Origin of the sequence: Streptomyces sp. KLMMK, from assembly GCF_036961605.1 — a bacterium.
GTDB classification, from domain to species: Bacteria; Actinomycetota; Actinomycetes; order Streptomycetales; family Streptomycetaceae; genus Streptomyces; species Streptomyces telluris.
In genome coordinates, this window is record NZ_JBAMDC010000037.1 from 1 (window position 1) to 22,857 (window position 22,857).

Annotated in this window: 25 protein-coding genes and 2 pseudogenes; 4 read left to right on the forward strand and 23 right to left on the reverse strand. The window is 69.6% G+C overall.

The window, feature by feature from the left end:
* The 4 genes and pseudogenes from V7793_RS09890 to V7793_RS09905 form a co-directional block, all read right to left on the reverse strand.
* Positions 1–227: pseudogene (locus V7793_RS09890) on the reverse strand (hypothetical protein); the annotation flags it as partial.
* Positions 228–351: 124 nt separating this feature from the next.
* Complete coding sequence (locus tag V7793_RS09895; RefSeq protein ID WP_336004436.1) at positions 352–876, reverse strand: YceI family protein; 525 nt, start codon at positions 874–876, stop codon at positions 352–354.
* Between the two features lie 89 nt (positions 877–965).
* Positions 966–1,511 (reverse strand): UTRA domain-containing protein, encoded by a 546-nt coding sequence (locus tag V7793_RS09900; protein WP_336004437.1) that lies wholly within the window; start codon positions 1,509–1,511, stop codon positions 966–968.
* Positions 1,512–1,528: 17 nt separating this feature from the next.
* Positions 1,529–2,263: a GntR family transcriptional regulator gene (locus tag V7793_RS09905; RefSeq protein WP_443057873.1), complete on the reverse strand. Its 735-nt coding sequence runs from the start codon at positions 2,261–2,263 to the stop codon at positions 1,529–1,531.
* Positions 2,264–2,768: 505 nt separating this feature from the next.
* On the opposite strand from V7793_RS09905, the gene V7793_RS38185 reads away from it, so the two are divergent.
* Complete coding sequence (locus tag V7793_RS38185; protein WP_443057874.1) at positions 2,769–3,014, forward strand: DUF6255 family natural product biosynthesis protein; 246 nt, start codon at positions 2,769–2,771, stop codon at positions 3,012–3,014.
* A gap of 214 nt (positions 3,015–3,228) precedes the next feature.
* On the opposite strand, the gene V7793_RS09910 is transcribed toward V7793_RS38185, so the two are convergent.
* From V7793_RS09910 to V7793_RS09955, 10 genes and pseudogenes are all read right to left on the reverse strand, one after another.
* Positions 3,229–3,990, reverse strand: coding sequence for a 4'-phosphopantetheinyl transferase family protein (locus V7793_RS09910; protein ID WP_336004440.1), 762 nt, complete (start codon positions 3,988–3,990; stop codon positions 3,229–3,231).
* Positions 3,987–4,178 (reverse strand): hypothetical protein, encoded by a 192-nt coding sequence (locus tag V7793_RS09915; RefSeq protein ID WP_336004441.1) that lies wholly within the window; start codon positions 4,176–4,178, stop codon positions 3,987–3,989. Before V7793_RS09915 ends, V7793_RS09910 begins: the two co-directional genes overlap by 4 nt.
* A complete protein-coding gene (locus V7793_RS09920) occupies positions 4,178–5,077 on the reverse strand; it encodes an alpha/beta fold hydrolase (RefSeq protein WP_336004442.1) in 900 nt (299 codons plus the stop codon). The genes V7793_RS09915 and V7793_RS09920 overlap by 1 nt, the downstream gene beginning before the upstream one ends.
* A complete protein-coding gene (locus tag V7793_RS09925; RefSeq protein WP_336004443.1) occupies positions 5,074–6,027 on the reverse strand; it encodes an aromatase/cyclase in 954 nt (317 codons plus the stop codon). Before V7793_RS09925 ends, V7793_RS09920 begins: the two co-directional genes overlap by 4 nt.
* A gap of 32 nt (positions 6,028–6,059) precedes the next feature.
* Positions 6,060–6,845, reverse strand: a complete 786-nt coding sequence (gene fabG, locus V7793_RS09930) for a 3-oxoacyl-ACP reductase FabG (protein ID WP_336004445.1) — start codon at positions 6,843–6,845, stop codon at positions 6,060–6,062.
* Between the two features lie 36 nt (positions 6,846–6,881).
* The gene (locus V7793_RS09935; RefSeq protein ID WP_336004447.1) at positions 6,882–7,148 is read right to left on the reverse strand and encodes an acyl carrier protein; all 267 of its coding nucleotides are present in this window, start codon (positions 7,146–7,148) and stop codon (positions 6,882–6,884) included.
* A 43-nt stretch (positions 7,149–7,191) separates the two neighbouring features.
* A complete protein-coding gene (locus tag V7793_RS09940; RefSeq protein WP_336004449.1) occupies positions 7,192–8,385 on the reverse strand; it encodes a ketosynthase chain-length factor in 1,194 nt (397 codons plus the stop codon).
* Positions 8,382–9,653 carry a beta-ketoacyl-[acyl-carrier-protein] synthase family protein gene (locus V7793_RS09945; RefSeq protein WP_336004451.1) on the reverse strand — a complete coding sequence of 424 codons (1,272 nt, stop codon included), beginning with the start codon at positions 9,651–9,653 and terminating at the stop codon, positions 8,382–8,384. Before V7793_RS09945 ends, V7793_RS09940 begins: the two co-directional genes overlap by 4 nt.
* Complete coding sequence (locus tag V7793_RS09950; RefSeq protein ID WP_336004509.1) at positions 9,650–9,982, reverse strand: TcmI family type II polyketide cyclase; 333 nt, start codon at positions 9,980–9,982, stop codon at positions 9,650–9,652. Before V7793_RS09950 ends, V7793_RS09945 begins: the two co-directional genes overlap by 4 nt.
* Before the next feature lie 42 nt (positions 9,983–10,024).
* Positions 10,025–10,300 (reverse strand): annotated as a pseudogene (locus tag V7793_RS09955) (TcmI family type II polyketide cyclase); the annotation flags it as partial.
* Between the two features lie 275 nt (positions 10,301–10,575).
* Between V7793_RS09955 and V7793_RS09960 the strand changes: the two are divergent.
* Positions 10,576–11,037 (forward strand): nuclear transport factor 2 family protein, encoded by a 462-nt coding sequence (locus tag V7793_RS09960; RefSeq protein ID WP_336004453.1) that lies wholly within the window; start codon positions 10,576–10,578, stop codon positions 11,035–11,037.
* Positions 11,038–11,100: 63 nt separating this feature from the next.
* On the opposite strand, the gene V7793_RS09965 is transcribed toward V7793_RS09960, so the two are convergent.
* From V7793_RS09965 to V7793_RS09990, 6 genes are all read right to left on the reverse strand, one after another.
* Positions 11,101–11,295, reverse strand: coding sequence for a ferredoxin (locus V7793_RS09965; RefSeq protein WP_336004454.1), 195 nt, complete (start codon positions 11,293–11,295; stop codon positions 11,101–11,103).
* Between the two features lie 11 nt (positions 11,296–11,306).
* On the reverse strand, positions 11,307–12,527 hold the full coding sequence (locus V7793_RS09970; RefSeq protein WP_336004456.1) for a cytochrome P450: 1,221 nt from the start codon (positions 12,525–12,527) through the stop codon (positions 11,307–11,309).
* A 103-nt stretch (positions 12,528–12,630) separates the two neighbouring features.
* Complete coding sequence (locus V7793_RS09975) at positions 12,631–13,371, reverse strand: response regulator transcription factor (protein WP_336004459.1); 741 nt, start codon at positions 13,369–13,371, stop codon at positions 12,631–12,633.
* Between the two features lie 102 nt (positions 13,372–13,473).
* Positions 13,474–13,902 carry a nuclear transport factor 2 family protein gene (locus V7793_RS09980; protein ID WP_336004462.1) on the reverse strand — a complete coding sequence of 143 codons (429 nt, stop codon included), beginning with the start codon at positions 13,900–13,902 and terminating at the stop codon, positions 13,474–13,476.
* An 839-nt stretch (positions 13,903–14,741) separates the two neighbouring features.
* Positions 14,742–15,401 (reverse strand): TcmI family type II polyketide cyclase, encoded by a 660-nt coding sequence (locus V7793_RS09985; RefSeq protein ID WP_336004511.1) that lies wholly within the window; start codon positions 15,399–15,401, stop codon positions 14,742–14,744.
* A gap of 31 nt (positions 15,402–15,432) precedes the next feature.
* Positions 15,433–16,947: an MFS transporter gene (locus V7793_RS09990; RefSeq protein WP_336004466.1), complete on the reverse strand. Its 1,515-nt coding sequence runs from the start codon at positions 16,945–16,947 to the stop codon at positions 15,433–15,435.
* A gap of 158 nt (positions 16,948–17,105) precedes the next feature.
* Here V7793_RS09990 and V7793_RS09995 point away from each other — a divergent pair, with 158 nt between their 5' ends.
* Positions 17,106–17,774: a hypothetical protein gene (locus tag V7793_RS09995; RefSeq protein WP_336004468.1), complete on the forward strand. Its 669-nt coding sequence runs from the start codon at positions 17,106–17,108 to the stop codon at positions 17,772–17,774.
* A 62-nt stretch (positions 17,775–17,836) separates the two neighbouring features.
* On the opposite strand, the gene V7793_RS10000 is transcribed toward V7793_RS09995, so the two are convergent.
* Positions 17,837–18,442, reverse strand: coding sequence for a TetR family transcriptional regulator (locus V7793_RS10000; RefSeq protein ID WP_336004471.1), 606 nt, complete (start codon positions 18,440–18,442; stop codon positions 17,837–17,839).
* Positions 18,443–18,783: 341 nt separating this feature from the next.
* On the opposite strand from V7793_RS10000, the gene V7793_RS10005 reads away from it, so the two are divergent.
* Positions 18,784–20,061 carry a DUF418 domain-containing protein gene (locus V7793_RS10005; RefSeq protein ID WP_336004474.1) on the forward strand — a complete coding sequence of 426 codons (1,278 nt, stop codon included), beginning with the start codon at positions 18,784–18,786 and terminating at the stop codon, positions 20,059–20,061.
* Between the two features lie 61 nt (positions 20,062–20,122).
* Here V7793_RS10005 and V7793_RS10010 read toward each other — a convergent pair whose 3' ends face one another.
* Together V7793_RS10010 and V7793_RS10015 are read right to left on the reverse strand one after the other, a co-directional pair.
* Positions 20,123–21,250 (reverse strand): DUF5937 family protein, encoded by a 1,128-nt coding sequence (locus V7793_RS10010; RefSeq protein ID WP_336004476.1) that lies wholly within the window; start codon positions 21,248–21,250, stop codon positions 20,123–20,125.
* A 108-nt stretch (positions 21,251–21,358) separates the two neighbouring features.
* A complete protein-coding gene (locus V7793_RS10015; protein WP_336004479.1) occupies positions 21,359–22,831 on the reverse strand; it encodes an NCS2 family permease in 1,473 nt (490 codons plus the stop codon).
* Positions 22,832–22,857 lie beyond the last annotated feature (26 nt).

Genomic DNA, 22,857 nt, shown 5'->3' on the forward strand with positions numbered 1-22,857 from the left:
GCTCCGGCGTCGTCGACCGCCTCGTCCGGGCTGCCGAGGCCGGTCAGGATGCGCTGCACGGAGGAGGGCGTGTCGGCGCCCTCGGCGGCCCTGCGGCGCTCGATCTCCGTCCGCAGCCGGGAGACCAGGCGCATCCGGTCGGCGGAGGTGAGGTCCGCCCGCCGTTGGGCGATGTCGCCTACCCGGCTCAGATAGTCGTACACAAGCTGATCGCTCTCGATCCCCACCGAATCCCCTAAGGCCGCCCAAGACCACCAGCCGCTTTTCCCCCGAAGGTACCGGTTCTCCGGGAAGACGACAGGGGGAACGGAAGGGGCGGCGGGAGCGCACGGGGCGTCGGCGCCCGGCGCGTCAGCGCACGGCCACCACGTCGAGCGCGATCCGCAGCCGGCGGCCCGTCATCCCTTTGGCGTGGGTGACGCCGAAGGCATAGCGGTCGACGACGGCCGTCGCCTGCAGCGTCAAGCGCGAACCGTCCGCCACGACCTGACTAAGGGTCAGCACCACTGACCGGGCGACACCGCGCACCGTCAACTCGCCGTGCACCGTCACCCCGTCATCCGCCCTGCGCACGTCGCCGCCGCGGAACCGGATCTCGGGATGGAGCGCCGAGTCGAGATAGTCGGCCGAGCGGACGTGCCGGTCGCGCTGGGCGTGCCCGCTGGAGAAACTGTCGACGGGGATCACGGCCTCGACGGTGGAGGCGGATTCGGGCTCCTCGACGACGATGCGGCCGTGCGCGACGGAGAGGGTCCCCTTGACCGGGAACAGCCCGAACAGCGCCCGCATCCGGAACCGGATCCTCGACGCCTCGGGGTCGATGCGGTAGACGCCCGGCAACGGCCCGTTCTTCTCGTCTGCGCCCTGGGTGGCCATGGAGCATCCCCTCCCGCCGGTGCCGGTGCAACGGTCCCTGGCCGGTACGGTATCGGGCTTCCTGCCGGTTCGAACGGCGAACCGACTCCTTACGGAAGCGCGATCTCGTAACGGAGGCGCTGACGATGTGCGGGCATGGTCATCAGATCCACCTGGACGGGCCGGTCGCCGGCGTCGAGGGTGAGCCGGGTGAGCCCGAGGACGGGTTCGCCGGGGGAGGTGTCGAGCGCTTGCCGTTCGCCGTCGGTGGGCATCCGCGCGACGACGTCCTCGCGGACGGTGGCTCCCGCGTACCCGAGCCGCGCGAGCAGCGTGATGGCCCCGCCGGGAATCTTCGCGGTCCCGGCGAGCGGGGTGCCGCGGGCGATGGCGGCGGGGTAGTACGTGTCGGTGAGCTCGCTGGGCCGCTCGTCGAGCAACATGATCCGCCGCCGCACGACGACGACCTCACCGGGCGGGACGCCGAGCAGCTCGGCGACGACGTCCGGGGCGGGCACTTCACCGGCATGGACGATCTTCTGCTGCCCGCGACGCCCTTGCGCGGCGGTTTCGGCGCTCCAGGCGTCGGGGCTGCCGTCGGGGCGGGCGGTGAGGTAGGGCAGTGAACTGCTGATCCAGCGGGCGTCACTCTGCATACGTATCCCCTATCCGCCTACTCGGCGGTGAACTCGTACTGCAACTCGTACAGATGCCCGGCTTTGGCCATGACCGCGACCTCAATGGGCCGTTCGTCGTCGGTGTACAGCACCCGAAGCGTCCGCAGAACCGGCAGGCTGCTCGGCAGCTGCAGGGCGCTGTACTCCTCTTGGGTGGGCACGCGGGCCGCGACCTTGTCCACGCTGAGGCGCGGTGGGAATCCCAGTCCGGCCAGAAGTGTCGGAGTGCCGCCCTTGATCCTGCGGCGTTCCATGAGGGCCGTACCGCGGGCGATCCCCAAGGGGTAGTAACACTTGACCAGTTCGACCGGCTCGTCGTTGATGAGCAGGAGCTGGCGGCGGAGCAGCGCCGAGGCGCCTTCGGCGAGGTTCAGGGCGACGGCGACATCCGCCGGGGGAACGGTCTCGGCGACCTCCAGCAACTTGGTGCTCGCCTGACCGCCGTGCTTCGACGCCTCGGTGAGCCAGCGATACGGAGCGCCGGTCGCTGCCGGGGCCATGTAGGCGGCGGGGTGCATGGTCCGCTGCCGGCGCGGGCGCACGGTGACTGCGGCGCCCGGGCGCCCGATGACCAGGCGCTCTTCCTTGAGCAGTTGCAGTGCCTTCTGCACCGTGGCGCTGGAGGCGCCGAACCTCGCTTTGAGCTGCGTGGTGCTCGGCAGGTTGTCGCCAGGGGCCAGGTCGCCGCTCATGATCTCGCCGCGCAGGTCCGCGGCGATCCGCTCATGCAATGAGCGACGGTCTGCTGCTCCCGCCTCGCTGTGGCCCACGATCTCCTCCGCCTGTCGACCCTTCCGCCTTACGTCCCCCCACCGTATGCGACTTGACGAGGATTACTACCGCCCGCCAACCTTGCTGCTATTCGCGAATAGCGATACTGTCTCGTTTTGGGAGGTGCGTAGTGATGACGTACAGGATCGGTGCGTTCGTGGTGGACACGCGGGAGGGGTGGGTCGCGCAGGTGATCGGGGGCGCGGGGGGCCGCGTGACGCTGCGGTGGCCTGGAGGGGGCCGCGAATGGGAGGCGCCGTTCGCTTCGCTGCGGCTGGCGACGCGGGAGGACCGGGAGGCCGCCGGGCTATGGCCGACCGGGTCCCGGTCGATGTACGGGTGCGGGGAGTGCGCTCAACTGGCGGCCGCCTACAAGGAAGCGGCTGCCGGGGAGGATCCTCTGGTGAAAGGGGACGCGTTGGTGCTCCAGCGCCGTCACTGGCGGACCATGCACATGGGGGGTGGATGAGAGTGCGGAGGATCTGTACCCACCGTGGCGGCTGGGCGGCCCGGACCCGGGGCGAGGCCCGCTGCAGCGACTGCGGAACCGTCCGATTCACCGAGTATGCGGCCCTCAGGCCTCCGGGTCTTCCGCATGCGACCACTTCGCCCCGCCGTACCGGGTTCGCCGCAGGCCGTGTGGATGTTCAGTGGATACCACTTGTCACCCGGCGGGGCGGAGCGTGCGCTCCGGGCTTTTCCGTCGAGTGAAATCCGTGGGCGGCCGGCCCGGCCCCGACGGCCTGCGCGTTCGTCCCGCCCGGTGCGGCGTGCGGTGGTGGTCGGGGGAGTCCCACGTGCATGCCGTTGGTGCCGGGAGGCGTATGGCGACCGCGCGAGCCGTCGGGGCGGTGTGGTCAGAGCAACTCGCCGCTTGCTCTGACCGGTCTCAGGGGGCGTACGGCCGGGCTCAGTTGACACCGAGTCAGGTGTGCGGTTCGGCCTCTTCCCTATCGTGTTCGGCTCGTTGTGCGGTGGTCGGTGACGCGGTGCCGACGGCCAGGAGCGTCGGAGTCGCGGGCGGTGTGCCCGCCGAAACTCCCACTGCGCAGACGTATCCTCCGGGGAGCCGGCAGGCGGTGAACTCGCCGCCGGTGTAGGGCGTTTCCGCCGCGAAGGGCACGTGTGCCCCTTCCTGCCAGCGGAAGCCGACGCGCTTCATGCCGGCGCGCATGCCCTCGCCCGTCAGTTTCGTCGCGGCTTCCTTCAGCACCCACAGCGCCGCCCTGTGTTCCGCGGCGCTCCCCGCCGAGGGCAGAGAGGTGATCTCGGCAGGAGTGAGGAAGGCGCTGTCCGGCAGTGCGGAGACTCGCGAGATCTCCTCCACGTCCACACCTGCGCGCGCGCCGAGTGCCACGGCTGCCACCGCGTAGCGACCGCTGTGCGCCATGCTCAGGGACAGGCGCGGATGCGTCGTCACATACGGACGCCCATGGTGATGACGGCCGAGCCGGAGTCCGGTCCACGGGACGCCGAGGAGGCGGCCCGCGGCCTGGAGGGCCAGCCAGCGGGCCAGTACCGAGCGCGTCCGGTCGGTGGAGCGGTGCAGGCGGGCCACCCGCTCCCGGTCGGGCGCGGACAGGTGGCGCAGTGCCGCCCGGGCCGCCGCCTCGGCCCCCGGCTCCTGCAGGTCGCAGGCGAGGAAGAGGCTCTGCGGCGGCTGACCCGGACCTGTCCTCGCGGTCATGACAGCCCCAGTTGTGCCAGGCGCCGGGCCACCGCGTCGTAGGGAATGAAGCGCCTGTCGTCCTCCCCTTCCCGCTCTGCGCTGCCGAGCGTGTCCGTGATGCCGGGGGCGAAGATGTTCAGCACCGCGACCAGAGGGTGTTCTTCGTCCGCGAGAGAGGGAGGGAGGGTGTGCACCGTGGCGGTCATCAGATGTTCTCCCGCTGTCCGGCCCCGGGGCGGCGCAGGCATTCCTCCGCGAAGCCGAGAGCCCGCAGGTGGTAGGCCCGCGCCGCCCAGCCGAGGCTGATGTTGTGGCCCGCGTCGGGCTGGTGGTCGATCAGGACCCTGGGGGCCGCCGCCAGCCGGTCCCGCAACCGTGTGAGCGCCTGGTGGTCGCGGCGCCACCACGCCTCGTGCTCGGCGAAGGTGAACCGGACCGGGACGCTGATCCGCTCCGCGAGCGCGGCGAACACCTCCGGCCACTGGGCGGCGTCCGCCAGTTCACGTTCCGGAGCCGGGGCGACGACACCGGCGCTGGACCGGAACGTCCCCGGCGGGTACAGCCGCAAGGGGCCCCAGTTGAGCTTCCGGCTTCCGGCGCGCGTGGCCGGGGCGGTGGGGGAGATCAGGTACTCGGCACCGCAGCCGGACAGGTCGAGGCCGACGAGCTCGGGGACCGTGCCGTCCGCCGCGATCTGCAGCGCCGGCTTGCATCCGAAGGAGTGCCCCATCAGGAAGACGCCCGCGCCCGTCTCGTACCCGTCCACCAGCCGGCGCAGCGCCGCGGCCAGCGTCCGGGACTGCGCCACGACCCCTTGCCCGTGCGGGAGCTGATCGGCCGACCTGCCGTACCCGGGGCGGTCGACGGCCACGACGGCGAAGCCCAGTTCCGCGGCGATCGCCAGGAGCGAGGTCTCCGGGTGCGCCGGTCCGTCGAAGTACCCGGCGCTCATCCCCGCCCCGTGCAGGGCGACGATCAAGGCCCTCGGCGGGACGTGCACCGGCTGGGCGAGCCGGGCGGACAGCATGATGCCGTCCGCGTCCAGCGTGATGTGCCGTTGGTCGACCGACCGCCCCGGGAGCGGGGCAACGGGGGCCGTGGTCATGAACGGCCTTCCCCGGCGAGCCCTTCCGCGTACTCCTTCGCAAGGCCGAGAGTCGCCATGCTGTTGGTGCTGAGCGCGGTACGGACGTAGGCGACCGCGTCCTGCACCGTCGCGTCCGCTCCCAGCACCTTGGCGATGGCCTCCGTGCTGACCGTGAAGGTGTGCTGCGAGGACGCCGCGACGCCGTCGCCGTTCGGCGTGAAGGTCCAGTAGCCGGTGTGCAGCGTGATCAGCACGGGCAGGGTGGTCTGCTTGTACGCGATCCGGTGGGGGGCCAGTCCCACGCGGTGCGACTTCGTGGTGTGGGTGCTGCCGTCCTTGGACCGCGTGTCCATCTCCAGGGTCTGCAGCCCCGGCGCCGGCTCGTCCAGGCGCACCGTGGCCACGTGCGGAAGGCGCTCGGTCCACAGGTTCGCTTCCCAGATGAAGTCGAACACGTCCTGAGCGGACCCCTTGATCTGCACCGTGTCCTCGAAGGAACAGGTCAGCTCGCCGGCGTCCGCGCCCCCCGACTCGACCAGCGCCTTGAGAGAGGCGAGCTCGGAGCGGGAGTTGCGGTCCACGACCTCCTCGAGCCAGGCCAGGCCGTCGTCGTCGGTCGCCCGGAAGTCGTGGCCCAGGCGCACCCGAGTCTCTCCGGAAGGGAGGGCCTCGATCCGCCAGCTTCCCCCCATGGCGGCCACGGGGGGCGTGCTGACCTCCTGCCGGAAGTCGATGCCGAGCTTCTCCGGGTCCAGGGTGCGGTGCGAGGTCCAGTTCTTGACGGTGTCGCCCGCCGTCGCCCAGATGCGGATGCGCTCTTCGCGCTCGCCGCGCTCCACATGGTCGACGTAGATGTTCGGCGGAAACAGCTGGGGCCAGCTCTCCGCCCGCGCCAGCAGGTGGTAGACCTTCTCGGCCGGTCCCGCGATCGTGATTTCGTGCTCGGTGGTACGCAGTTCGGACGGCATGGGACTCCTCGGGTGGGGACGGGCGCGCGCGGTCAGAAGTTGCCGAGGCCACCGCAGACGTTCAGGGCCTGGGAGGTGATGGACGCCGCCGTGTCGGAGGCCAGATAGCCGACGAGGCCGGCCACCTCCTCGGGGGTCGAGTAGCGGCCCAGCGGGATCTTGGCCTGGAACTTCTCCAGGATGGCGCTCTCCGGCGCACCGGAGAGGCGGGAGTAGTTCTGCCGTACGCGCTCGGCCATGGGCGTCTCGACGTAGCCGGGGCAGACGGCGTTGACGGTGATGCCGGTGGGCGCCAGCTCGTTGCCCAGGGCCTTGGTGAAGCCGACGACGCCGTGCTTGGAGGCGGAGTACGGCGCCCCCAGGACCACGCCCTGCTTGCCGGCGGTGGAGGCGATGTTGATGATGCGGCCCCAGCTCTTGTCACGCAGACCGCCCGTGGTGAGGACTTCCCGCGTCAGCCGGAACACGCTGTTGAGGTTGGTCTCGATGATGTCGTTCCACAGCGCGTCGGCGATGCCGGCGGTCACCCCGCCGCCGCTGATGCCCGCGTTGTTGACGAGGATGTCGACCCGGCCGTAGCGGTCGACGGCGGCCTGGACGTAGGCGCGGATCGAGTCCGCCGAGCGCACGTCGAGGACCGCGCCGTCCACGTCGAGCCGCTCCTCCTGGAGCTGCTCGACCGTGGCCAGCACCTTGTCCTCGGTGCGCGAGCCGATGAACACCCGGTGGCCCTGTCCGGCCAGCAGCCGGGCCACGGCCAGGCCGATCCCGCTGGTGGCGCCGGTCACCAGGGCGACGCGCTGCTCCTGCTGTGTCATTTCTCCCCTTTTCGGTTCGCTGGTGGCTGGGCGTGCTCAGGCGGCCGGGACCGCGAGGTGTCCGGTGACGGCGTCGAGGAAGGCGCGGGGGGTCGTGGCGTCGCCGATGACGTCCTCGTCCAGCTCGATCCCGTACTCGCGCTCGATCCGGCTCGTGGTTTCGAGCAGCGCGAGCGAGTCGTAGCCGATGTCGGAGAACTCGGTGTCGAGGATGTCGCCGTCGAGGCCGCCGCCCTCGGGGGCGCCGGAGCCTTCGAGGAGGATCCGCTTGAGGTCGGCGAGGGTGAAGGTGTTCTGAGACATGGGGGTCCTGCCTTTCGGTGCGGGAGGGATCGGTCCGAGGGGTTCAGGAACGGACGACCATCGCCGAGTTGAAGCCGCCGTGGCCCCGGGCGATGACGAGCGCCGTACGGATGTCGGCGGTGCGCGGCTGCGAGACGACCAGGTCGAGGCCGTACCGGTCGGCGGGGTCCGTGTGGACGGTCGCGGGGATCAGGCCCGCCTCCATCGAGAGGAAGGCGGTGGCGAGGTCGAGGGCGGCCGCGCCCGCGTACAGGCGGCCGGTCATCGTCTTGGGCGCGGTGACCGGGACGCCCCGCTCGCCGAACACCTCGACGAGGGCCTGCGCCTCGATCCGGTCGAGCTCGGGTTCGGCCGCGCCGTCCGCGAAGACCACGTCCACGTCCGAGGGCGCCAGACCGGCGTCGGCGAGGGCCAGTTCCACGGCCTTGCGCAGGCCCGGCTCGCGTCCGTCGAACGTGGCGGCGTACCCGGCGATCTCGCCGTACACCCTGGCTCCGCGGGCGCGGGCCGAGTCGGCCGATTCCAGGATGAGCAGGGCACCGCCCTCGCCGGGCACGTGGCCGGCCGCCCGGTCGTCGAAGGGGAGGTAGGCACGGGTGGGTTCCTGCTCGGTGCTCAGCCGGCCGCTGGTGTGCATTCCCACCCAGCCCCAGGAGCACAGCAGCGCGTCCACGGCGCCGGCCACCACGAGGGACGTGCCCTTACGGATCTGGCGCCGGGCCTGCGCCACCGCGTCGAGACCGCCGGCCTGGTCGGTGACGACGACGCCGCTGGGGCCCTTCATCCCGTTGCGGATGGATATCTGGCCCGTGTTGACCGCGTAGAACCAGGCGAACGACTGGTACGCGCTGACGTACTCCCCGCCCTTGCTCCACAGGCTCTTGAGCTCGTTCTGGCTGAACTCGAAACCGCCGGCCGAGCTGGCGGTGATCACGCCCATGCCGAAGGCGGGCAGCTCGGCGGGGTTCACACCGGCATCGGCGAGCGCCCAGTCCGCCGCGACCAGCGAGAGCCGGGTGACCTGGTCGGTCTGCGGCATCAGGCGGCTGGGCAGATGGTCCTCGGCCGTGAAGCCGTCGATCTCCCCGGCGAGCTTCGCCGGATACGGCGACGCGTCGAAGCGGGTGAGCGGGCCGATGCCGCTCTTGCCGACGCGGGCCGCGCTCCAGTAGTCCTTCGCGCCGAGCCCGTTGGGCGCGACCACGCCCAGTCCGGTCACCACCACAGAGGCCGTCATGCCGCACTCCTTTCGGGTCGGGCCAGCACCATTGCGCTCTGGAACCCGCCGAAGCCGCTGCCGACCGTGAGGACGGTGTCGACGAGCTGCTCGCGTGCGGTCAGAGGGACGTAGTCGAGGTCGCACTGGGGATCGGGGGTGTGCAGGTTCGCCGTCGGCGGCACGACGTTGTGCTGGATGGCGAGGACCGACGCCGCGATCTCGATGGAGCCGATCGCGCCCAGCGAGTGCCCCACCATGGACTTGATGGAGCTCACGGGGGTGCGGTACGCGTGATCGCCGAGGCTGCGCTTGAACGCGGCGGTCTCGTGCCGGTCGTTCTGCTTGGTGCCCGAGCCGTGCGCGTTGATGTAGTCGATCGCGGTGGGGTTCATCCGGGCCTCGTCGAGCGCGACCGTGATGGCCTCGGACATCTCGGCGCCGTCCGGGCGCAGCCCCGTCATGTGATACGCGTTGCTGCGCGTCGCGTAGCCCGCGATCTCCGCATAGATGCGCGCGCCGCGGCGTTGCGCGCTCTCCAGTTCCTCCAGGACGAACACCGCCGCGCCCTCGCCGAGGACGAAGCCGTTACGGGTGTTGTCGAAGGGCCGGGAGGCGTGCTCCGGGTCGTCGTGGCGGGGCGTGGTCGCCTTGATCGCGTCGAAGCAGGCCATCGTGATCGGCGAGATCGGCGCGTCGGTGGCGCCGGCGATCATGACGTCCGCCGTGCCCTCCCTGATCAGATCGACGGCGTACCCGACCGAGTCGAGCCCGGACGTGCACCCCGCCGACACCACGCTGCTCGGCCCCTGGGCGCCCACGGAACGGGCGACCTCGGCGGCGAACGAGCTCGGCACGAAGTAGTTGTAGAAGAAGGGGTCGGCGTAGGTGTGATCGACCAGGTCGAGCCGGCCCCCGTCACTGACGACGCGGTAGTCCTCGTCGAGGCTCATCGTGGAACCCACCGCACTGCCGATGGTGACACCGATCCGGTAGGGGTCCAGGGCGTCCGTCTCGATGCCGCTGTCCACGACGGCACCACGCGCCGCGACCACCGCGAACTGGGCGGCCCGGTCCATGCGCCGCACCTCGTGCGGGGTGAGCCCGTACGCGTACGGGTCGAAGTCGATCTCCGCGGCCACGCGCGACCGGAACGGGGCGGGGTCGAAGAAGGTGATCCCCCGGGTGGCCGTACGGCCTTCGCTCAGCAGGGACCAGAAGTTGCCGGTGCCCACACCGCCGGGTGCCAGCACCTCCATCCCGGTGACGACGACGCGACGCCCGCTCATGCCCCGACCTGCCAGGTGTAGAAGCGCGAGGCCATGGCGTCGGAGGGCGAGCGCCAGGTGTCCGGGTCGAAGACGTGGATGTAGGGCAGCAGATCCTGCTGGATCTGCACGAAGCGCGGATCGGACTTCGCCCGCTCGATCAGCTCGCCGCCGTTGTCGGACTCGAAATCCTGGATGTGGAAGTAGAGCCCGTTGTAGGCGAACAACTGCCGGCGCCGGGTGCCCATCGTGTGCGGCAGCTCGGTGCCGGTGTCGAAGTCCCCGAACAGCTTCGCGACGGTCTCGATGTCGGCGCCGTCGAGCCGGGCCACGATCATGGTGCTGTACATCCGGTGCTCGTCGGCCACCGGCTGTCCGTGCCACTCGTAGAACCGGGTCGCGACCATGTCCGATGGCGCGGTGCAGGTGGCCGGGTCGTAGACGTCGAGGGACGGGGCGAACGCCCCGTCGGCGCCGTGCTCCACGACCTCGGTCAGGTTCTCCCCGGTGTGGTCCTGGAGGTGGATGTAGACGCCCTTGTACTCGAAGAGCTGGCGGCGCAGGAGATTCCGGGTGCCGGACGGCTCGCCGTCCAGCTTCGCGAAGGCGTCGGCGACTTCTTCGGTGGATCCGGATCTGACCCTGCCCACGATGACACTGCTGTACATACTTCCTTCTCCGTATCTCGAGTCGGCTGAATCCCGAATCGGCCAAGGGAATTTCGAGTCGCAGGTGGTTATCTGCCGAACCGATCAAGCCGGTGACAAGAACGAGTCTTCCGGCACCGGGTACAGGTTTCAACACAGTCAACTGCAGGACTCTGTGCAGTACTTCGATGCCGGAGATCCCAACGGCGCCCACAGAGAAAGGACTTTGTCAGATCTTCGTCAGAAGATTCTGCAGACGAGGCATCGCCGCCATTTCGCAGCGCAGCATCACAGGCATGACCAAGCTGGATACGATCAACGCGATCACACGCATGGAAGACCGCTTCGAACTGCAGGCGCTGGTAGCGCGGTTCGCGCGAGCGGTGGACACCCGGGACCACGAGGCGCTGTCCACGGTATTCGTTCCGGACGTGACGATGGAGGTGCTGCCGGATATCCGGATCGACGGGCGCGAGGCATTGGCCGGCATGCTGCGTGACGACCTGATCTGGGCGACCACCATGCACGTCGTCAGCAATGTGCTCCCCGAACCGGCGGGCGACAGCGCGACCATTCACGCAAATATCACGGCCGTGCATGTGAGCCGGGACGGGGCCGGCAAGCATTTCGATCTGGGCGCCCGTTACACCTTCACTGCCGTGCGGGCTGCCGCCGACGAACCGTGGCTGCTGTCCCGGATTCGGATCGAACCCGTCTGGACCACGGGCGACGACCAGGGCATGCACGACGACCGGTAACGGGTGAGGCCGCGCCGGGGCCGTTCCCTTCGGGGAAAGGCCCCGGCGCGGCTCCGTTCCGGATCACTCCTCCACGAGGGACAGCGCCTTCGCCGGACAGATGTAGACCGCTTTGCGGGCGGCGGCCTCGTCGGCGCCCTGCGGCCGCTCGATCAGGACGCTCACCAGGCCCCGCTCGTCCTGATCGAAGATCCTCGGCTCGGTCAGCACGCACTGGCCGGCGCCGATGCAGCGGTCGTGATTCTTCTCGAGTTTCATGGTCACCTCATTCACCACGTCACGGGCAGCTCGTAGAGGCCGTAGACCAACGCGTCGCTCTTGAACGACAGTTCCTCCTCCGGCACGGCCAGGCGCAGATCCGGCAGCCGGCGGAAGAGCGTGTCGAACACGACCTGGAGCTCCAGACGGCCGAGGTTCTGGCCCAGGCACTGGTGCGGCCCGTAGCCGAAGGCCACGTGATGCCGTGCGTCCCTGGCGAAGTCGAGCTCCTCCGGGTCGTCGAACACCGCGGGATCGCGGTTCGCCGCGAAGGTGGAGGCGATGACGGCCTCGCCCTTGCGGATGAGGTGGCCGCCGATTTCGACGTCGTCCAGTGCCAGCCGGTGCGCGCCGAAGTCCGGGATCGTGTAGAACCGCAGCAGTTCGTCGACGGCCTTCGGGGTCTTCGAGGGGTCCGCCTTGATCTCCGCGAGCAGTTCCGGCTTCTTCAGCATCGAGTACACGCCGAGATTGATCATGTTCGCCGTGGTCTCGTGCCCTGCCAGCAGCACCAGCAGGCACAAGCTGGCGAGCTGGGGCCGGTCGATGCCGCCCTGCTGCCGCTGCAGTTCGATCTGCCGGCTCAGCAGGTCGTCGCCCGGATTCTTGATCTTCTCCTCGACCAGCTTGTCCATGTACTGGCGCAGCTGGATCGAGACGGCGATCCGGCCCTGCTCGTCGGTGGTGCGGCGCAGCAGGATCTCGGCCAGTTCCATGAAGTACTCGTGGCCCTCGAAGGGCATGCCGAGGATCTCGGACACCACCAGCGACGGAACCGGCAGGGAGAAGACCTGGTTCAGGTCGACGGGCTTCGGCAGCTTCAGCATGTCGTCGATGAACCCGTCGACGATCTCCTGAATCCGCGGTTTCATCGCGGCGACCCGCCGCACCGAGAACTCACTGATGACCGGCCGTCGCGCGGCCGCATGCTCCGCGCCGTCGAGAATAATCATGAAGGGCGCGTGCTTGGCCAGGGCCGCATTCTGCCCGGGCACCACGACCGGAAAATCCGGCGCGCGACGGTCGGAGCTGAGCTTGGGGTTGGCCATCACGGCCCGCACGTCGTCGTACTTGGTGACGAGCCAGGCCTTTCCGCCGTCCGGGAGGACCACCTGACTGATCGGTGCTTCCTCCCGGAACTTTGTGTAGACCGGCGGAATGGCGAAAGGGCAGGTGCGCTGAATGGGGAAATTGACGAGTTCGTTGGTTTCGTCGATATCGGCGTTCGCCATGAGACCCCTCGATCGGAGTTTTCGCTTACTGCGAACTCACGATAGCCCGGGAATCTACACGGCCGGGTTCAGCGAATGTCAATTTGCCGCGCATGAATGGTCATCACATGCTGCGGAGTTTGAAGCCCACGCCACGAACGGTGACGATCCATTCAGGCCCGCCCAGTTTGTTCCGGAGGCTGCTCACATGGGTGTCGACGGTACGGCGTGACCAGGATTCGCCCCAGACCTGACGCATGATGGTTTCCCGCGAGACGACCCGCCCCGGAGTGCCGGCCAGCAGCGCGAGCAGGTCGAACTCCTTGCGCGTCACCGGAATCAGCCGGCCGTGCAGCTTGACCTCACGCGAGTGACTGTCGATCCGGAGCGGGCCGTGCTCGAGCACGCCCGCGCCGTCGGCGCCAGTATCGGTGTGCGGGGCCCGGCGTGAACGCCGCATCACCGCATTCAGGCGGGCCATGAGTTCCCGGAGCCCGTAGGGCTTGACGACGTAGTCGTCCGCTCCGGCCTGCAACGCGAGAACGCAGTCGAGCTCGGACCCCCGTGAAGTGACGGCGATGACCGGGATCTCGCCGTGGGCCGCCCGGATCTCGCGGCACACTTCGAGGCCGTCCAGGTCCGGGAGATCGAGGTCCAGCAGCACGAGGTCCGCAGTCTCGAACGACGTCAGTGCGTCCCCGCCCGAGTTGACGGCGGCGACGTCGTGGCCATGTCGTGCGAGCGCTTCGATAAGAGTCGCGCGATCGCTCTTGTTGCTCTCGACGACGAGGATCCGCCAGGTGTCGGAGGCGTTCCGGGACGGCGACGTCGGCATCGCTGCGGTGCCGCGCGGACCGCCGAACATCGCTCGGACCGTCGCGCTGCGCTCGCCGTCGTGGGTTTCGAGTATCTCTTCCTGAGAACACGCTTTCATCTGTGCTGTTATCCCCCGTTATCAGTTCCCCGCTCAGTCGGGCGGGTTACCGGTCTTCCATGTCAGCTCGAACGAAAGGCGTGAAAGCCGCCAGCCGTGCTCGGTATGCACCGCGTCGCCCGTGACGTAGGTGCCGGACACATAGTGCGGCCGCTCCTCGCCCTCCCGCGGGTGGTGCACATGCACCGACGTCATATTGGCCCGGAGCGTCGCACGGTCCCCGGTGACGCTCACAATCGACGGCGTATTCACATGATGCGTCCCGGCCCACATCGCCAGCGCCTTGCGGTGGTATTCGGCAAGGCCGTCGATTCCTACGTGCCGGCTGACGGGGAACTCGATGAGCACATCTTTCGTAAAAAGGCCGGACGTCCACGCGTCGTCAATTTCGTCGTAGTCGAGCCCGAGCGCATATCGGTCGAACAGCGAGCTTATCTCGGCGTTCACATGGCTTATCTTCATCGTTGTCAGCCTGTAGTCCCTCTAGTGGTTTCGCAACCGAAACGGAATGCGTGTGATGGGTATCACCACAGGTTCGAGTGGTTTCACTACTCCGGGTCGCTTGAAGGTACACGACTCGCAAGAGTTACCCTCGGTTTTTATGAATTTTTTCCATGGAGCATTACATTCCACAAACATGCAGCGTGATTCCGGGTGCGACCATAGGAGGTTCCGCGAGTATGCGGGTCGGTGGGTCCGCCGTGTCGTCGGCGATGCGGCTCCGGCGGCGCGACGATCCGGGGGCCTTTGGTGCGCCTGGCCCGGGGGTCGGCGCCGACTTGGCGGGCGGGGGTCGTCGCGTCGGGCGACAGGAGCCGTCGCATCGGACGACAGGAGCGGCCGCTGAGCGAGGCGCGCCGCGCGGTCACGGAAAACGAACCGGAAGAACCCGTGCGAACGGCTGTCTACGCAGCGGCGAGCGCAGCGGCCGCTAAGCCTCGCGCTCCGGACGCCCCTTGGTACCTCTCGGTCCCGGTCGGTCGGCGCAGCCTCCAGATCACCAGAATCGCCCCCCCGGATTCGATTCACGTCGCGTCGAGCGTACACGAACCGGAGTTGCAACGTAATGAGAGTCGCTAGGTAATCCTCCTCACTTCATGTTTGGAGCGGGTCGGGCGCCTGCGGTGACCGAACAGTGACACTGGGTGTCCACGCTGCGGGACATGCGACGCCGGGCAGACGCCGGGCAGGCGTGAAGCCTCTGGTACGCGGACCGGTCCTTGGCGGACCAGTTCCTGTACCAGAGGCTTCACGCCTGCCCGGCAACGTCACGATTCGTTGCTGTCAGCAGACTCATCGCGTCACGAGGCCTCCCAGCCGTAGAAGCGGCTCGCGTGGCCGTCGGTCGAGGGGTCCTGGGGGGTGAGCTCCGGCAGGGCCGGGACGACCTTGCCGGACCAGATGTCCGACGCGGCCTTCCGGGCGATCTCCGCGCCGTCGCTGCCGGCGTGCTCCTGGATGTGGATGCACAGATCCTTGAAGGCGAACAGCTGGCGCCGGAGGATTCCCGCCGAGAGGGACGGTTCGGCGGATTCGAACTCCCGGAAGATGTTCGTGACGGCGGGGATCGCGGCCTGGTCCATCCGGGTGATGGTGACGGTGGTGTGCGTCCGGTTCCGGTGCTCGGCCGGCCCGCCCTCCCAGTCGTGGAAGCAGAAGGCCGCGGAGTCGGCCGGGGAAGTCCACGTTGCGGGTTCGTACGGCGTGACGAACGGGTTCAGGTCGGTCGCCAGCCGGCTCATGCGCGGATCGGTCTTGACCTTTTCCATCGCGGACGGGTCGGGATTTTCGGAGAAATCGTACAAGTGGATCTGAATGCCGTCGTGCACGAACAGCTGACGGCGTCGCAGTCCGATCAGTCCCGGAATTTCCGTACTGTCGAATTCGGCGAACAGTTTCGAAACCTCGGCGATGGCATTTTGATCCATCTTCGAGACGGTAACCATGCTGCGCATGTTCATCACTTCCTCGTGGGAGAGCATCGGTATGCGGTTACGCGATCGGCGCGGATTCCGCCTCGGGCAGCTGCGCCCCGGCTTCGGCGGTGCGGCTCTTGGTGGTGACCGCCGCGAGGACGAGGCCGGCGACCGCGATTCCGGCGCAGACGATCAGGAGCAGGTCCATGCCGCTCATGAAGGCCGTCTGGACGTCGTGGAGCATCGTCGCGTCGCCGAGCGAATCGGCGACGGCGACACCGGATCCGACGCCCTCGGAGACCGGCTTGTGGTTGAGCGGGCCCAGCTCGGAGTGGTACCGGGTGGACAGCACGGTGCCGAGTACCGCCACACCGGTGGTGCCGGCCGCCTGGCGCAGGGCCGACAGGAGGGCCGATCCGGCGCCCGCCCGCTCGGGGCTGAGCGCGCCCACGGCCAGTGCCATGGAGGTGGGCAGCACCAGGCCGATGCCGAGGCCGACGATGACCATCCAGGTGGCGACGAACCCGTACGAGGTGCCGGTGCCGGTCAGCGAGCCGAGTCCCATCCCGGCCGCGAGGACGGCGAAGCCGATCATCAGGGTGGCCTTGAGGCCGATCTTGTCGCGCAGGCCCTCCAGGAAGTTCGTGGCCACCAGCAGGCCACCGATCATCGGGAGCATGCGCAGGCCGCTGCCGAGCGAATCGACGCCGAGCACCGACTGGAAGTACAGCGGGATGGTGAAGAACAGGCCGAACATCGCGAAGGCGTTGATCAGCTGGTAGAGGGTGCCCATGCTGAATCCGCGGTCCCCGAAGAGGCTGAGATCCGCGAGGGCGTGTTCCCGGGTCCGCTCCCAGGCGACGAAGCCCGCGATCAGGGCGAGGCCCGCAACGAAGGTCGCCCAGGCCGTGCCGTCGCCCCAGCCTTCGTCGCCGAACCGGATCAGGCCGTAAGTGAGGCCGACCAGCCCGGCCGCCGAGAGCGCCACGCTGACGAGGCCGATGGGCCGCCGGGTCAGGCTGCGGGACTCCGGCATCCACAGGCCCACCGCGAGCGCGCCGATGATGACGGTCGGAATGTTCACCAGGAACACCGAGCCCCACCAGAAGTGGTTGAGCAGCAGGCCGCCGACGATGGGGCCCAGCGGCATGCCGAGCGTCACCGCCGTGATCCACACGGTGGTGGCCCGGCCGCGTTCCGCCGGGTCGGGGAACAGCACCGGGATCATTCCCATGGACAGGGACATCAGCGCTGCCGCCGCGACGCCGAGAAGCACACGGGCCGAGATCAGTTCGGCGGACGACGAGGCGAATGCGCACCAGACCGAGGCCGCGCCGAACAGCACCAGGGCGCCGAACACGACCTTCTTCCGCCCGAAGCGGTCACCGAGCGCACCGGCGGGCAGCATCACGCCCGCCAGCGTCAGCGTGTAGGCGGTGCTGAACCACTGCAGGGCCGCGGTGCCGGCGTGCATGTCGTGGGCGAGCGTCGGCAGGGCGATGTTGAGCACCGTCATGTCCAGCCCGACGGTCAGCATCGCGAGAGCGAGGGCGCCGAGGGCCAGCCAGCGGCGCGTAGCCGTCACTTTCATGGGTCCCCTCAAATTTTCGAAGTCGCTACGAGTTCAGAGTAGATACGAGATTGATGTGGATGTCAATGTCGAACCACTTGCCTTCTGGGGCGAGTTCGAGGCAAGGTTGGTGTCCCCCCGGCCGGATCCGGACGGGGAGGCTCGCCGAGAAGGGGGCGATGGACGTGCTGCGATCGCCGTCCACGGAGGCGTCAGGCCGTGAACGGGATGCCGGCGCCGTGCGGCTCACGCCGTTCGAGCGGCGGGTGATCGCCGCATACCGCGCCGCCCGGCGTCAGGGCCGCCGAGCCGCCACGGCTGCTTGCGGGGGGCAACTGCGCCTTGAGCACCACGTACTGGCGGCGCTGATCGAGTACGCGACGGACGTCGAGCCGCTGGGTGACGGGGCCTTCGGCCTGCGTGCGGCCGCGACCGGGCCGTGCTGTCTCCACCTGGACGCCGACCCGTCGCTTCTCGGGTACCTCGTCCACCGGCTGTCCGCCGTCGCCCTGGGGCCCGGGGGGCGGTGCACCGGCGTACGCGGTCGGCCGGATCGCCTCGAACTACGGCCCCGGGACGGGCGCGGACGGGTCGTCTTCCACCTGGACGCCGTCGGCGTGCGAGCCCTGAGCGAATGGGAGCGGGATCTGGCCCGCGTCTACGGGGACGAACGGAGCGGCTGCCGTACCGAGCCGTCCTGCGCGGGCGCTCCGCGCCACGGCGCCGGCCTCGGGGTCGATGCCCTGGCGAGCCGGGAGCTGCAGCGGGTGGTGCGCCGCCTGCCCGTCATCCCCCATGCGCACGAGGAATCCGCGGCCGTACGGATCCGGGCCGGGCTCCCGGGTTGATCGTCACACCCTCGCCTCTGAGGAGCGAGGGTGCTTCTGCGGAGCGAGGGCGCTTCTGCTGCCTACTCCGCGGCGCCGGCGGCGGGTTTCCGGGCGGCCGCGGTGCCGAAATCGGCCCAGCCGTACCGCAGTCGCTCGAATACGGACTTCAGATCCTCCGGAGAGTGATCGCCGTACGTGACGAGGAAGATGGCGTCCAGCACGAAGCGGGCGAGGGCCGTCGTGAGCAGGTCGCCCTCCGGGACCCCGGCCTCCTGCGCGAGGGTGGCGGCGAGGCCGGCCTCCCAGCGGTGCCGCACCCGGCCGGCGTAATCCAGCAGCGCCGGTGTGGATTTGACGAGTTCGACGAAGTCCTCGCCGGACGGGCCGCCCGGCGCGGGCTGCGTCACCGGCACCAGGTGCGCCTCGAGCGCGTCCAGGATAGAGACGCCGGCGCCGCGGTCGCGGACCGCGGCCGTCAACGCGCGCCCGTACTCGTCCTCGGCGTCGAAGACCAGCGCTTCCTTGCAGGGGAAATAGGCGAAGAGTGTGCTCACGGCCACTTCCGCGGCGTCGGAAATCTCCGCGACGGTCACATTCTCGAACCCGCGCTCGCGGAACAGGGTGAACGCAGTATCCGCCAGGCGCCTTCGCGTCTGCGCCTTCTTCCGCTCTCGCAGTCCCGCCACTCCGGCAACCCCTCGCACTGGGCGACGTCTTACGTCGTTGTCCGTCGCCTCTATTTGGCCCTGATTCTTCGGCGAATTGGGCGATCTGACGCCCTGTCAGTGGAAAGTGTCACCGGCCTGCAAGGGTGCGAGTGCAGAGATCGCATCCGGCGCGGAATCACTTCACCTTTTCGGTGAATGAGCTTACAGGGTGGGGCCGGGGTCTGTCCGGGACGGGCGGCGGCAAGGGGCCGGTCCGGCGCCACTCCCGGACGAAAGGTGGTGCGTTCTTAGACGAAGGTGTGGCGTTCATAGACGGAAGAGGGACGCCCGGCTGCCCGGTGGCTCCATAGCGTCGATGCATGACGACCGACACCACGGCCGAGGCCCACAGCAGCCCGGCCCCAGCCTCACGCCGCGGCGGCGTACGGTCCGCCGAGCGGGCCCTCGCGCCCGATTTCGCGCGCGGGATCATGCTGCTGTTCATCGTGCTGTCGAACACCGCCTTCCACTTGTGGCGGTCCGCGTACGGGCCCTCGGGCTGGCAGCCCGTGACCGGGGGACGGCTGGACCACGCGGTTCAGTTCGCGATGATCACAGCGCTCGACCTGAGGGTCTACCCGCTCTTCGCCTTCCTCTTCGGCTACGGCATGATGCAGCTCTTCCTGCGCCTGACCGCCGGCGGGGCCGGCGAACGCGACGCGGTCAGGATCCTGCGCAGGCGCAGCCTGCTCCTGATAGCCATCGGGCTCGCCCACTCCACCCTGCTCATGGCGGGCGACATCGTCGGCTACTACGGGCTGCTGAGCCTCGCCCTCGCCCCGCTCTTCCTCCGGCGCAGCGAGCGCGCCCTGAAGTGGTGGATCGCGATCGCCGCCGCCCAGCTGGTGCTCGTGTCCGCGCAGCCGGTCATCTCGGCACTGCTCCAGGGGGAGCTGGGGTCACTGGGGGACGCGCATGCGGAACCGGGGGCCGCGGCCTACGGGGCGGGCGAGGAGAGCTGGTTCGCCGCCGCGGGGACGCGGCTGATGACCGGCCTCTTCGTCACCTTCACCGCTCCGCCCTTCGCCCTGATCGGCGGAGGTTACGTCCTCTTCCTGCTCGGCTTCTGGGCCGCGCGCCGCCGCATCCTGGAGGAGCCGGGCCGCCACCTGCCGCTGCTGCGCCGTACGGCGGTCCTCGGCATCGCGGTCGGCTGGCTCGGCGCGCTGCCCGCGGCCCTCGCGCACGTCGGAGCGCTCCGGGTGCCGGACGACGCGCAGAGCGAGTCCGGGGCGCTGACGGTGCTCCGGGAGATCACCGGATACGGGGCCGGGCTCGGCTACGTCGCGGTGGTGGCGTTGTTCGTCCACTGGTGGAGCGGGCGGGCGGCACGGGGGAACGCGAAGGCCGCAGCAGCCGTCACGGCCGTAGCCGCCGTGGGCAAGCGGTCCCTGTCCAGCTATCTCGCCCACTCGCTGCTCTTCGCCCCGCTGCTCGCGGCCTGGGGGCTGGGCATGGGCGCCCGCCTCACCAGCGCCACGATGGCCCTGTTCGCGGTGGGAGTGTGGCTGGTGACGGTGGCCGGGGCGTACGCGCTGGAACGCCGGGGGTGGCGGGGGCCGGTGGAGGTGGTGCTGCGGCGGCTGATGTACCGGTAGGGGTCCGCAAGACTCACCGGATCCGCTGGCCCGCACGACTCGCCGGATCCGCCGGCGGAACCTAGCGCAACGCGTTCCCCAGCAGGTCCGCACCGAGGCGGCCGACGAGCTCGATGTCGAGCTCGTGGAAGACGTACCGCCCTTGCCGGCGGGCGCGGGTGAGACCGGCCTTCTTCAGGACTCCGAGGTGCCGGGACACCTCCGGGGCCGTGAGGCCGTTGGCGTCCGCCAGTTCCGTGGTCGAGTGGGGGCCCCGGGCCAGGGTCCGGCACAGGCGGAGCCGGAGGGGGTGGGCGACGGCCTCCAGGCGTTGCTGGACCACCGCCAGCGAAAGAGCCGGCGGCAGCTCGGGCACGGCGACGGGGTACTGGAGGACCGGCCGGTCGCCGTGGGCGTCCCGGACGACGAGGTGCGGCCATCCGAAGGCCGTGGGGACGAAGGCCAGCCCGGCGGAGGTGGCCCGCACCCGGCCGTCCTGCAGTTTGTCGATCACCAGGAGGTGGCGTTCGGTGTCCAGGGTGATGGCGGAGGAGACCGCGGCGACGGCGTGCGCCAGGCCGCGGTGCTTGAGCAGTTCGTTCTTGTGGCGGGCGTCGGCGGTCAGCCGGGAGCGGACCCGCTGCCAGACCTCGCCGAAGAAGTGCTGTTCGCAGTCCTCCAGAAGCCGGCGGAGCCAGGCGCGTACCTTCTGCGGGTCCTCCAGCAGCCGGTCGGCGAACGCGGCCTGCCGCAGCCCGCGCGCCGCGGCGAGCTCCCGGGCGCGCCGGCGGTCCTCGGCGCGGCGCAGCGGTGACGGACTGGAGTGGGCGAAGGAGGTGGCGCAGGAGATCTCCACCGCGGCGACGACGAAGGCGTCGTCGTCCAGCCGGTCCCATGCGTCCAGTTCCTCTTTGAGAACGGCCGCTTCGAGGCCCCTCGCTTCGAGGCCGCCCGCTTCCGGGCCGGGCGCCGCGCCGCCGGGCAGGAACAGGTCCGAACGCGTGGAGCGCCAGAGGATGTCCGCCTCGTGGAGCCTGTCGGCGAGGTCCGGAGGGAGGTGGGCCCTGGTCCGGGTGGCCCAGTCGAGGAGGCCGGGGTGGTGGGACGGCTCGGCCAGGACGTGCAGCGCCGCTCCCAGCTCGGCAAGCGGCGACACCGCGAAGGACACGCGGTCCAGCGGCACGCCCGAGACATCGATCACCACGCTCACCGCTTCAGTGTGCCGTTCCCGGGCGGAGAGCGGAGAAGGTGGGGAACGCGAAGCCCCCGGTGGCGGAGGTCACCGGGGGCTCGGCGGGGGCAGAAGGCCGCGAGGCCGTTACTTCACGCCCAGCATCTGCTCGATCGGGTCGAGGAAGAAGTACACGAGGAAGCAGAGCCCGACCACGTTGAGCAGCCATGGGATCTCGCGGCCCCGCCGGTCGGCGATCCGCAGCAGGATGAAGGCGAGCACGCCGATCCCGATGCCGTTGGTGATCGAGTACGTGAACGGCATCGCGATGATCGTCAGGAACGCCGGCACCGCGATGGTGAAGTCGCTCCAGTCGATCTCCTTGACGTTGGCCGCCATGATCAGGAAGCCGACGACGAGCAGCGCGGGCGTGGCGGCCTGCGAGGGGACGACCGTGGCGAGCGGGGTGAAGACCAGGGTGAGGAGGAAGAGGCCGCCGGTCATCAGGTTGGCGAGGCCGGTGCGGGCGCCTTCGCCGACGCCCGCCGTGGACTCCACGAAGCAGGTGTTGGCCGAGGCCGAGCCCAGGCCGCCGGCGGCGACGGCGACGCCGTCGACCATCAGGATCCTGCCCATGTTGGGCAGCTGGCCGTTCTCGTCGGTGAGCCCGGCTTCCTCGCCGACGCCGATGATCGTGCCCATCGCGTCGAAGAAGCCCGAGAGCAGCACGGTGAAGACGAACAGGCAGCCGGTCAGCAGCCCGACCTCCTGGAAGCCGCCGAAGAGGCTGATGTCACCGATGAGGCCGAAGTCGGGGGCGCCCACGATCTTGTCCGGCATCTGGGGGACGGACAGGCCCCAGCTCGCGCCGGGGATCCCGGCGATCGAGTTGATCACGATGGCGACGAGCGTCATGGCGACGATGCCGATGAGGATCGCGCCGCGCGTCTTCCGTACGACGAGGATGAAGGTCAGGGCGAGGCCGACGACGAAGACCAGCACGGGCCAGCCCTGCAGCTGGCCGCCCTGGCCGAGGCCCAGCGGCACGGTGGTGTGGGCGGCGTCCGGGTTGCGGGTGACGAAGCCGGAGTCGACCAGGCCGATCAGGGAGATGAACAGGCCGATGCCGATCGCGATGGCGCGCCGCAGCCCGCCCGGGATGGCGTCCATGACGCGCTGCCGCAGGCCGGAGGCGACGAGCACCATCAGCACCAGGCCCGCCAGGACGACCATGCCCATCGCGTCCGGCCAGCTCATCTTGGGTGCGAGCTGGAGCGAGACGACGGCGTTGATACCGAGGCCGGCGGCGCAGGCGATCGGCACGTTGCCGATGACGCCCATGAGGACGGTGCTGAGCCCGGCCATCAGGGCGGTGGCCGTGACCAGCTGGGCGTTGTCCAGCTGGTGACCGAACTTGTCCTGGCCGGCCCCGAGGATGATCGGGTTCAGGACGACGATGTAGGCCATCGCAAAGAAGGTGGCCAGGCCGCCGCGGAGCTCCCGGGAGACGGAGGAGCCGCGCTCGGTGATCCGGAAGTACCGGTCGAGGGCGCCCTTGGGCGGGGGCGGCGGCGTGGACGGCTGCTGGGCGTCGACCGGGGAAGTGGCCGAGGTGGGCATACGGGACCTCAGTCGGATGGGCCTAC

Excerpts from the sequence above, each read along its gene's own strand:
- V7793_RS09895 (WP_336004436.1), bottom strand. The coding sequence starts at position 876 with ATGGCCACCCAGGGCGCAGACGAGAAGAACGGGCCGTTGCCGGGCGTC.
- V7793_RS09900 (WP_336004437.1), bottom strand. The coding sequence starts at position 1,511 with ATGCAGAGTGACGCCCGCTGGATCAGCAGTTCACTGCCCTACCTCACC.
- V7793_RS38185 (WP_443057874.1), top strand. The coding sequence starts at position 2,769 with ATGAGAGTGCGGAGGATCTGTACCCACCGTGGCGGCTGGGCGGCCCGG.
- V7793_RS09910 (WP_336004440.1), bottom strand. The coding sequence starts at position 3,990 with ATGACCGCGAGGACAGGTCCGGGTCAGCCGCCGCAGAGCCTCTTCCTC.
- V7793_RS09915 (WP_336004441.1), bottom strand. The coding sequence starts at position 4,178 with ATGACCGCCACGGTGCACACCCTCCCTCCCTCTCTCGCGGACGAAGAA.
- V7793_RS09920 (WP_336004442.1), bottom strand. The coding sequence starts at position 5,077 with ATGACCACGGCCCCCGTTGCCCCGCTCCCGGGGCGGTCGGTCGACCAA.
- V7793_RS09925 (WP_336004443.1), bottom strand. The coding sequence starts at position 6,027 with ATGCCGTCCGAACTGCGTACCACCGAGCACGAAATCACGATCGCGGGA.
- fabG (WP_336004445.1), bottom strand. The coding sequence starts at position 6,845 with ATGACACAGCAGGAGCAGCGCGTCGCCCTGGTGACCGGCGCCACCAGC.
- V7793_RS09935 (WP_336004447.1), bottom strand. The coding sequence starts at position 7,148 with ATGTCTCAGAACACCTTCACCCTCGCCGACCTCAAGCGGATCCTCCTC.
- V7793_RS09940 (WP_336004449.1), bottom strand. The coding sequence starts at position 8,385 with ATGACGGCCTCTGTGGTGGTGACCGGACTGGGCGTGGTCGCGCCCAAC.
- V7793_RS09945 (WP_336004451.1), bottom strand. The coding sequence starts at position 9,653 with ATGAGCGGGCGTCGCGTCGTCGTCACCGGGATGGAGGTGCTGGCACCC.
- V7793_RS09950 (WP_336004509.1), bottom strand. The coding sequence starts at position 9,982 with ATGTACAGCACCATGATCGTGGCCCGGCTCGACGGCGCCGACATCGAG.
- V7793_RS09960 (WP_336004453.1), top strand. The coding sequence starts at position 10,576 with ATGACCAAGCTGGATACGATCAACGCGATCACACGCATGGAAGACCGC.
- V7793_RS09965 (WP_336004454.1), bottom strand. The coding sequence starts at position 11,295 with ATGAAACTCGAGAAGAATCACGACCGCTGCATCGGCGCCGGCCAGTGC.
- V7793_RS09970 (WP_336004456.1), bottom strand. The coding sequence starts at position 12,527 with ATGGCGAACGCCGATATCGACGAAACCAACGAACTCGTCAATTTCCCC.
- V7793_RS09975 (WP_336004459.1), bottom strand. The coding sequence starts at position 13,371 with ATGTTCGGCGGTCCGCGCGGCACCGCAGCGATGCCGACGTCGCCGTCC.
- V7793_RS09980 (WP_336004462.1), bottom strand. The coding sequence starts at position 13,902 with ATGAAGATAAGCCATGTGAACGCCGAGATAAGCTCGCTGTTCGACCGA.
- V7793_RS09985 (WP_336004511.1), bottom strand. The coding sequence starts at position 15,401 with ATGAACATGCGCAGCATGGTTACCGTCTCGAAGATGGATCAAAATGCC.
- V7793_RS09990 (WP_336004466.1), bottom strand. The coding sequence starts at position 16,947 with ATGAAAGTGACGGCTACGCGCCGCTGGCTGGCCCTCGGCGCCCTCGCT.
- V7793_RS09995 (WP_336004468.1), top strand. The coding sequence starts at position 17,106 with ATGGACGTGCTGCGATCGCCGTCCACGGAGGCGTCAGGCCGTGAACGG.
- V7793_RS10005 (WP_336004474.1), top strand. The coding sequence starts at position 18,784 with ATGACGACCGACACCACGGCCGAGGCCCACAGCAGCCCGGCCCCAGCC.
- V7793_RS10015 (WP_336004479.1), bottom strand. The coding sequence starts at position 22,831 with ATGCCCACCTCGGCCACTTCCCCGGTCGACGCCCAGCAGCCGTCCACG.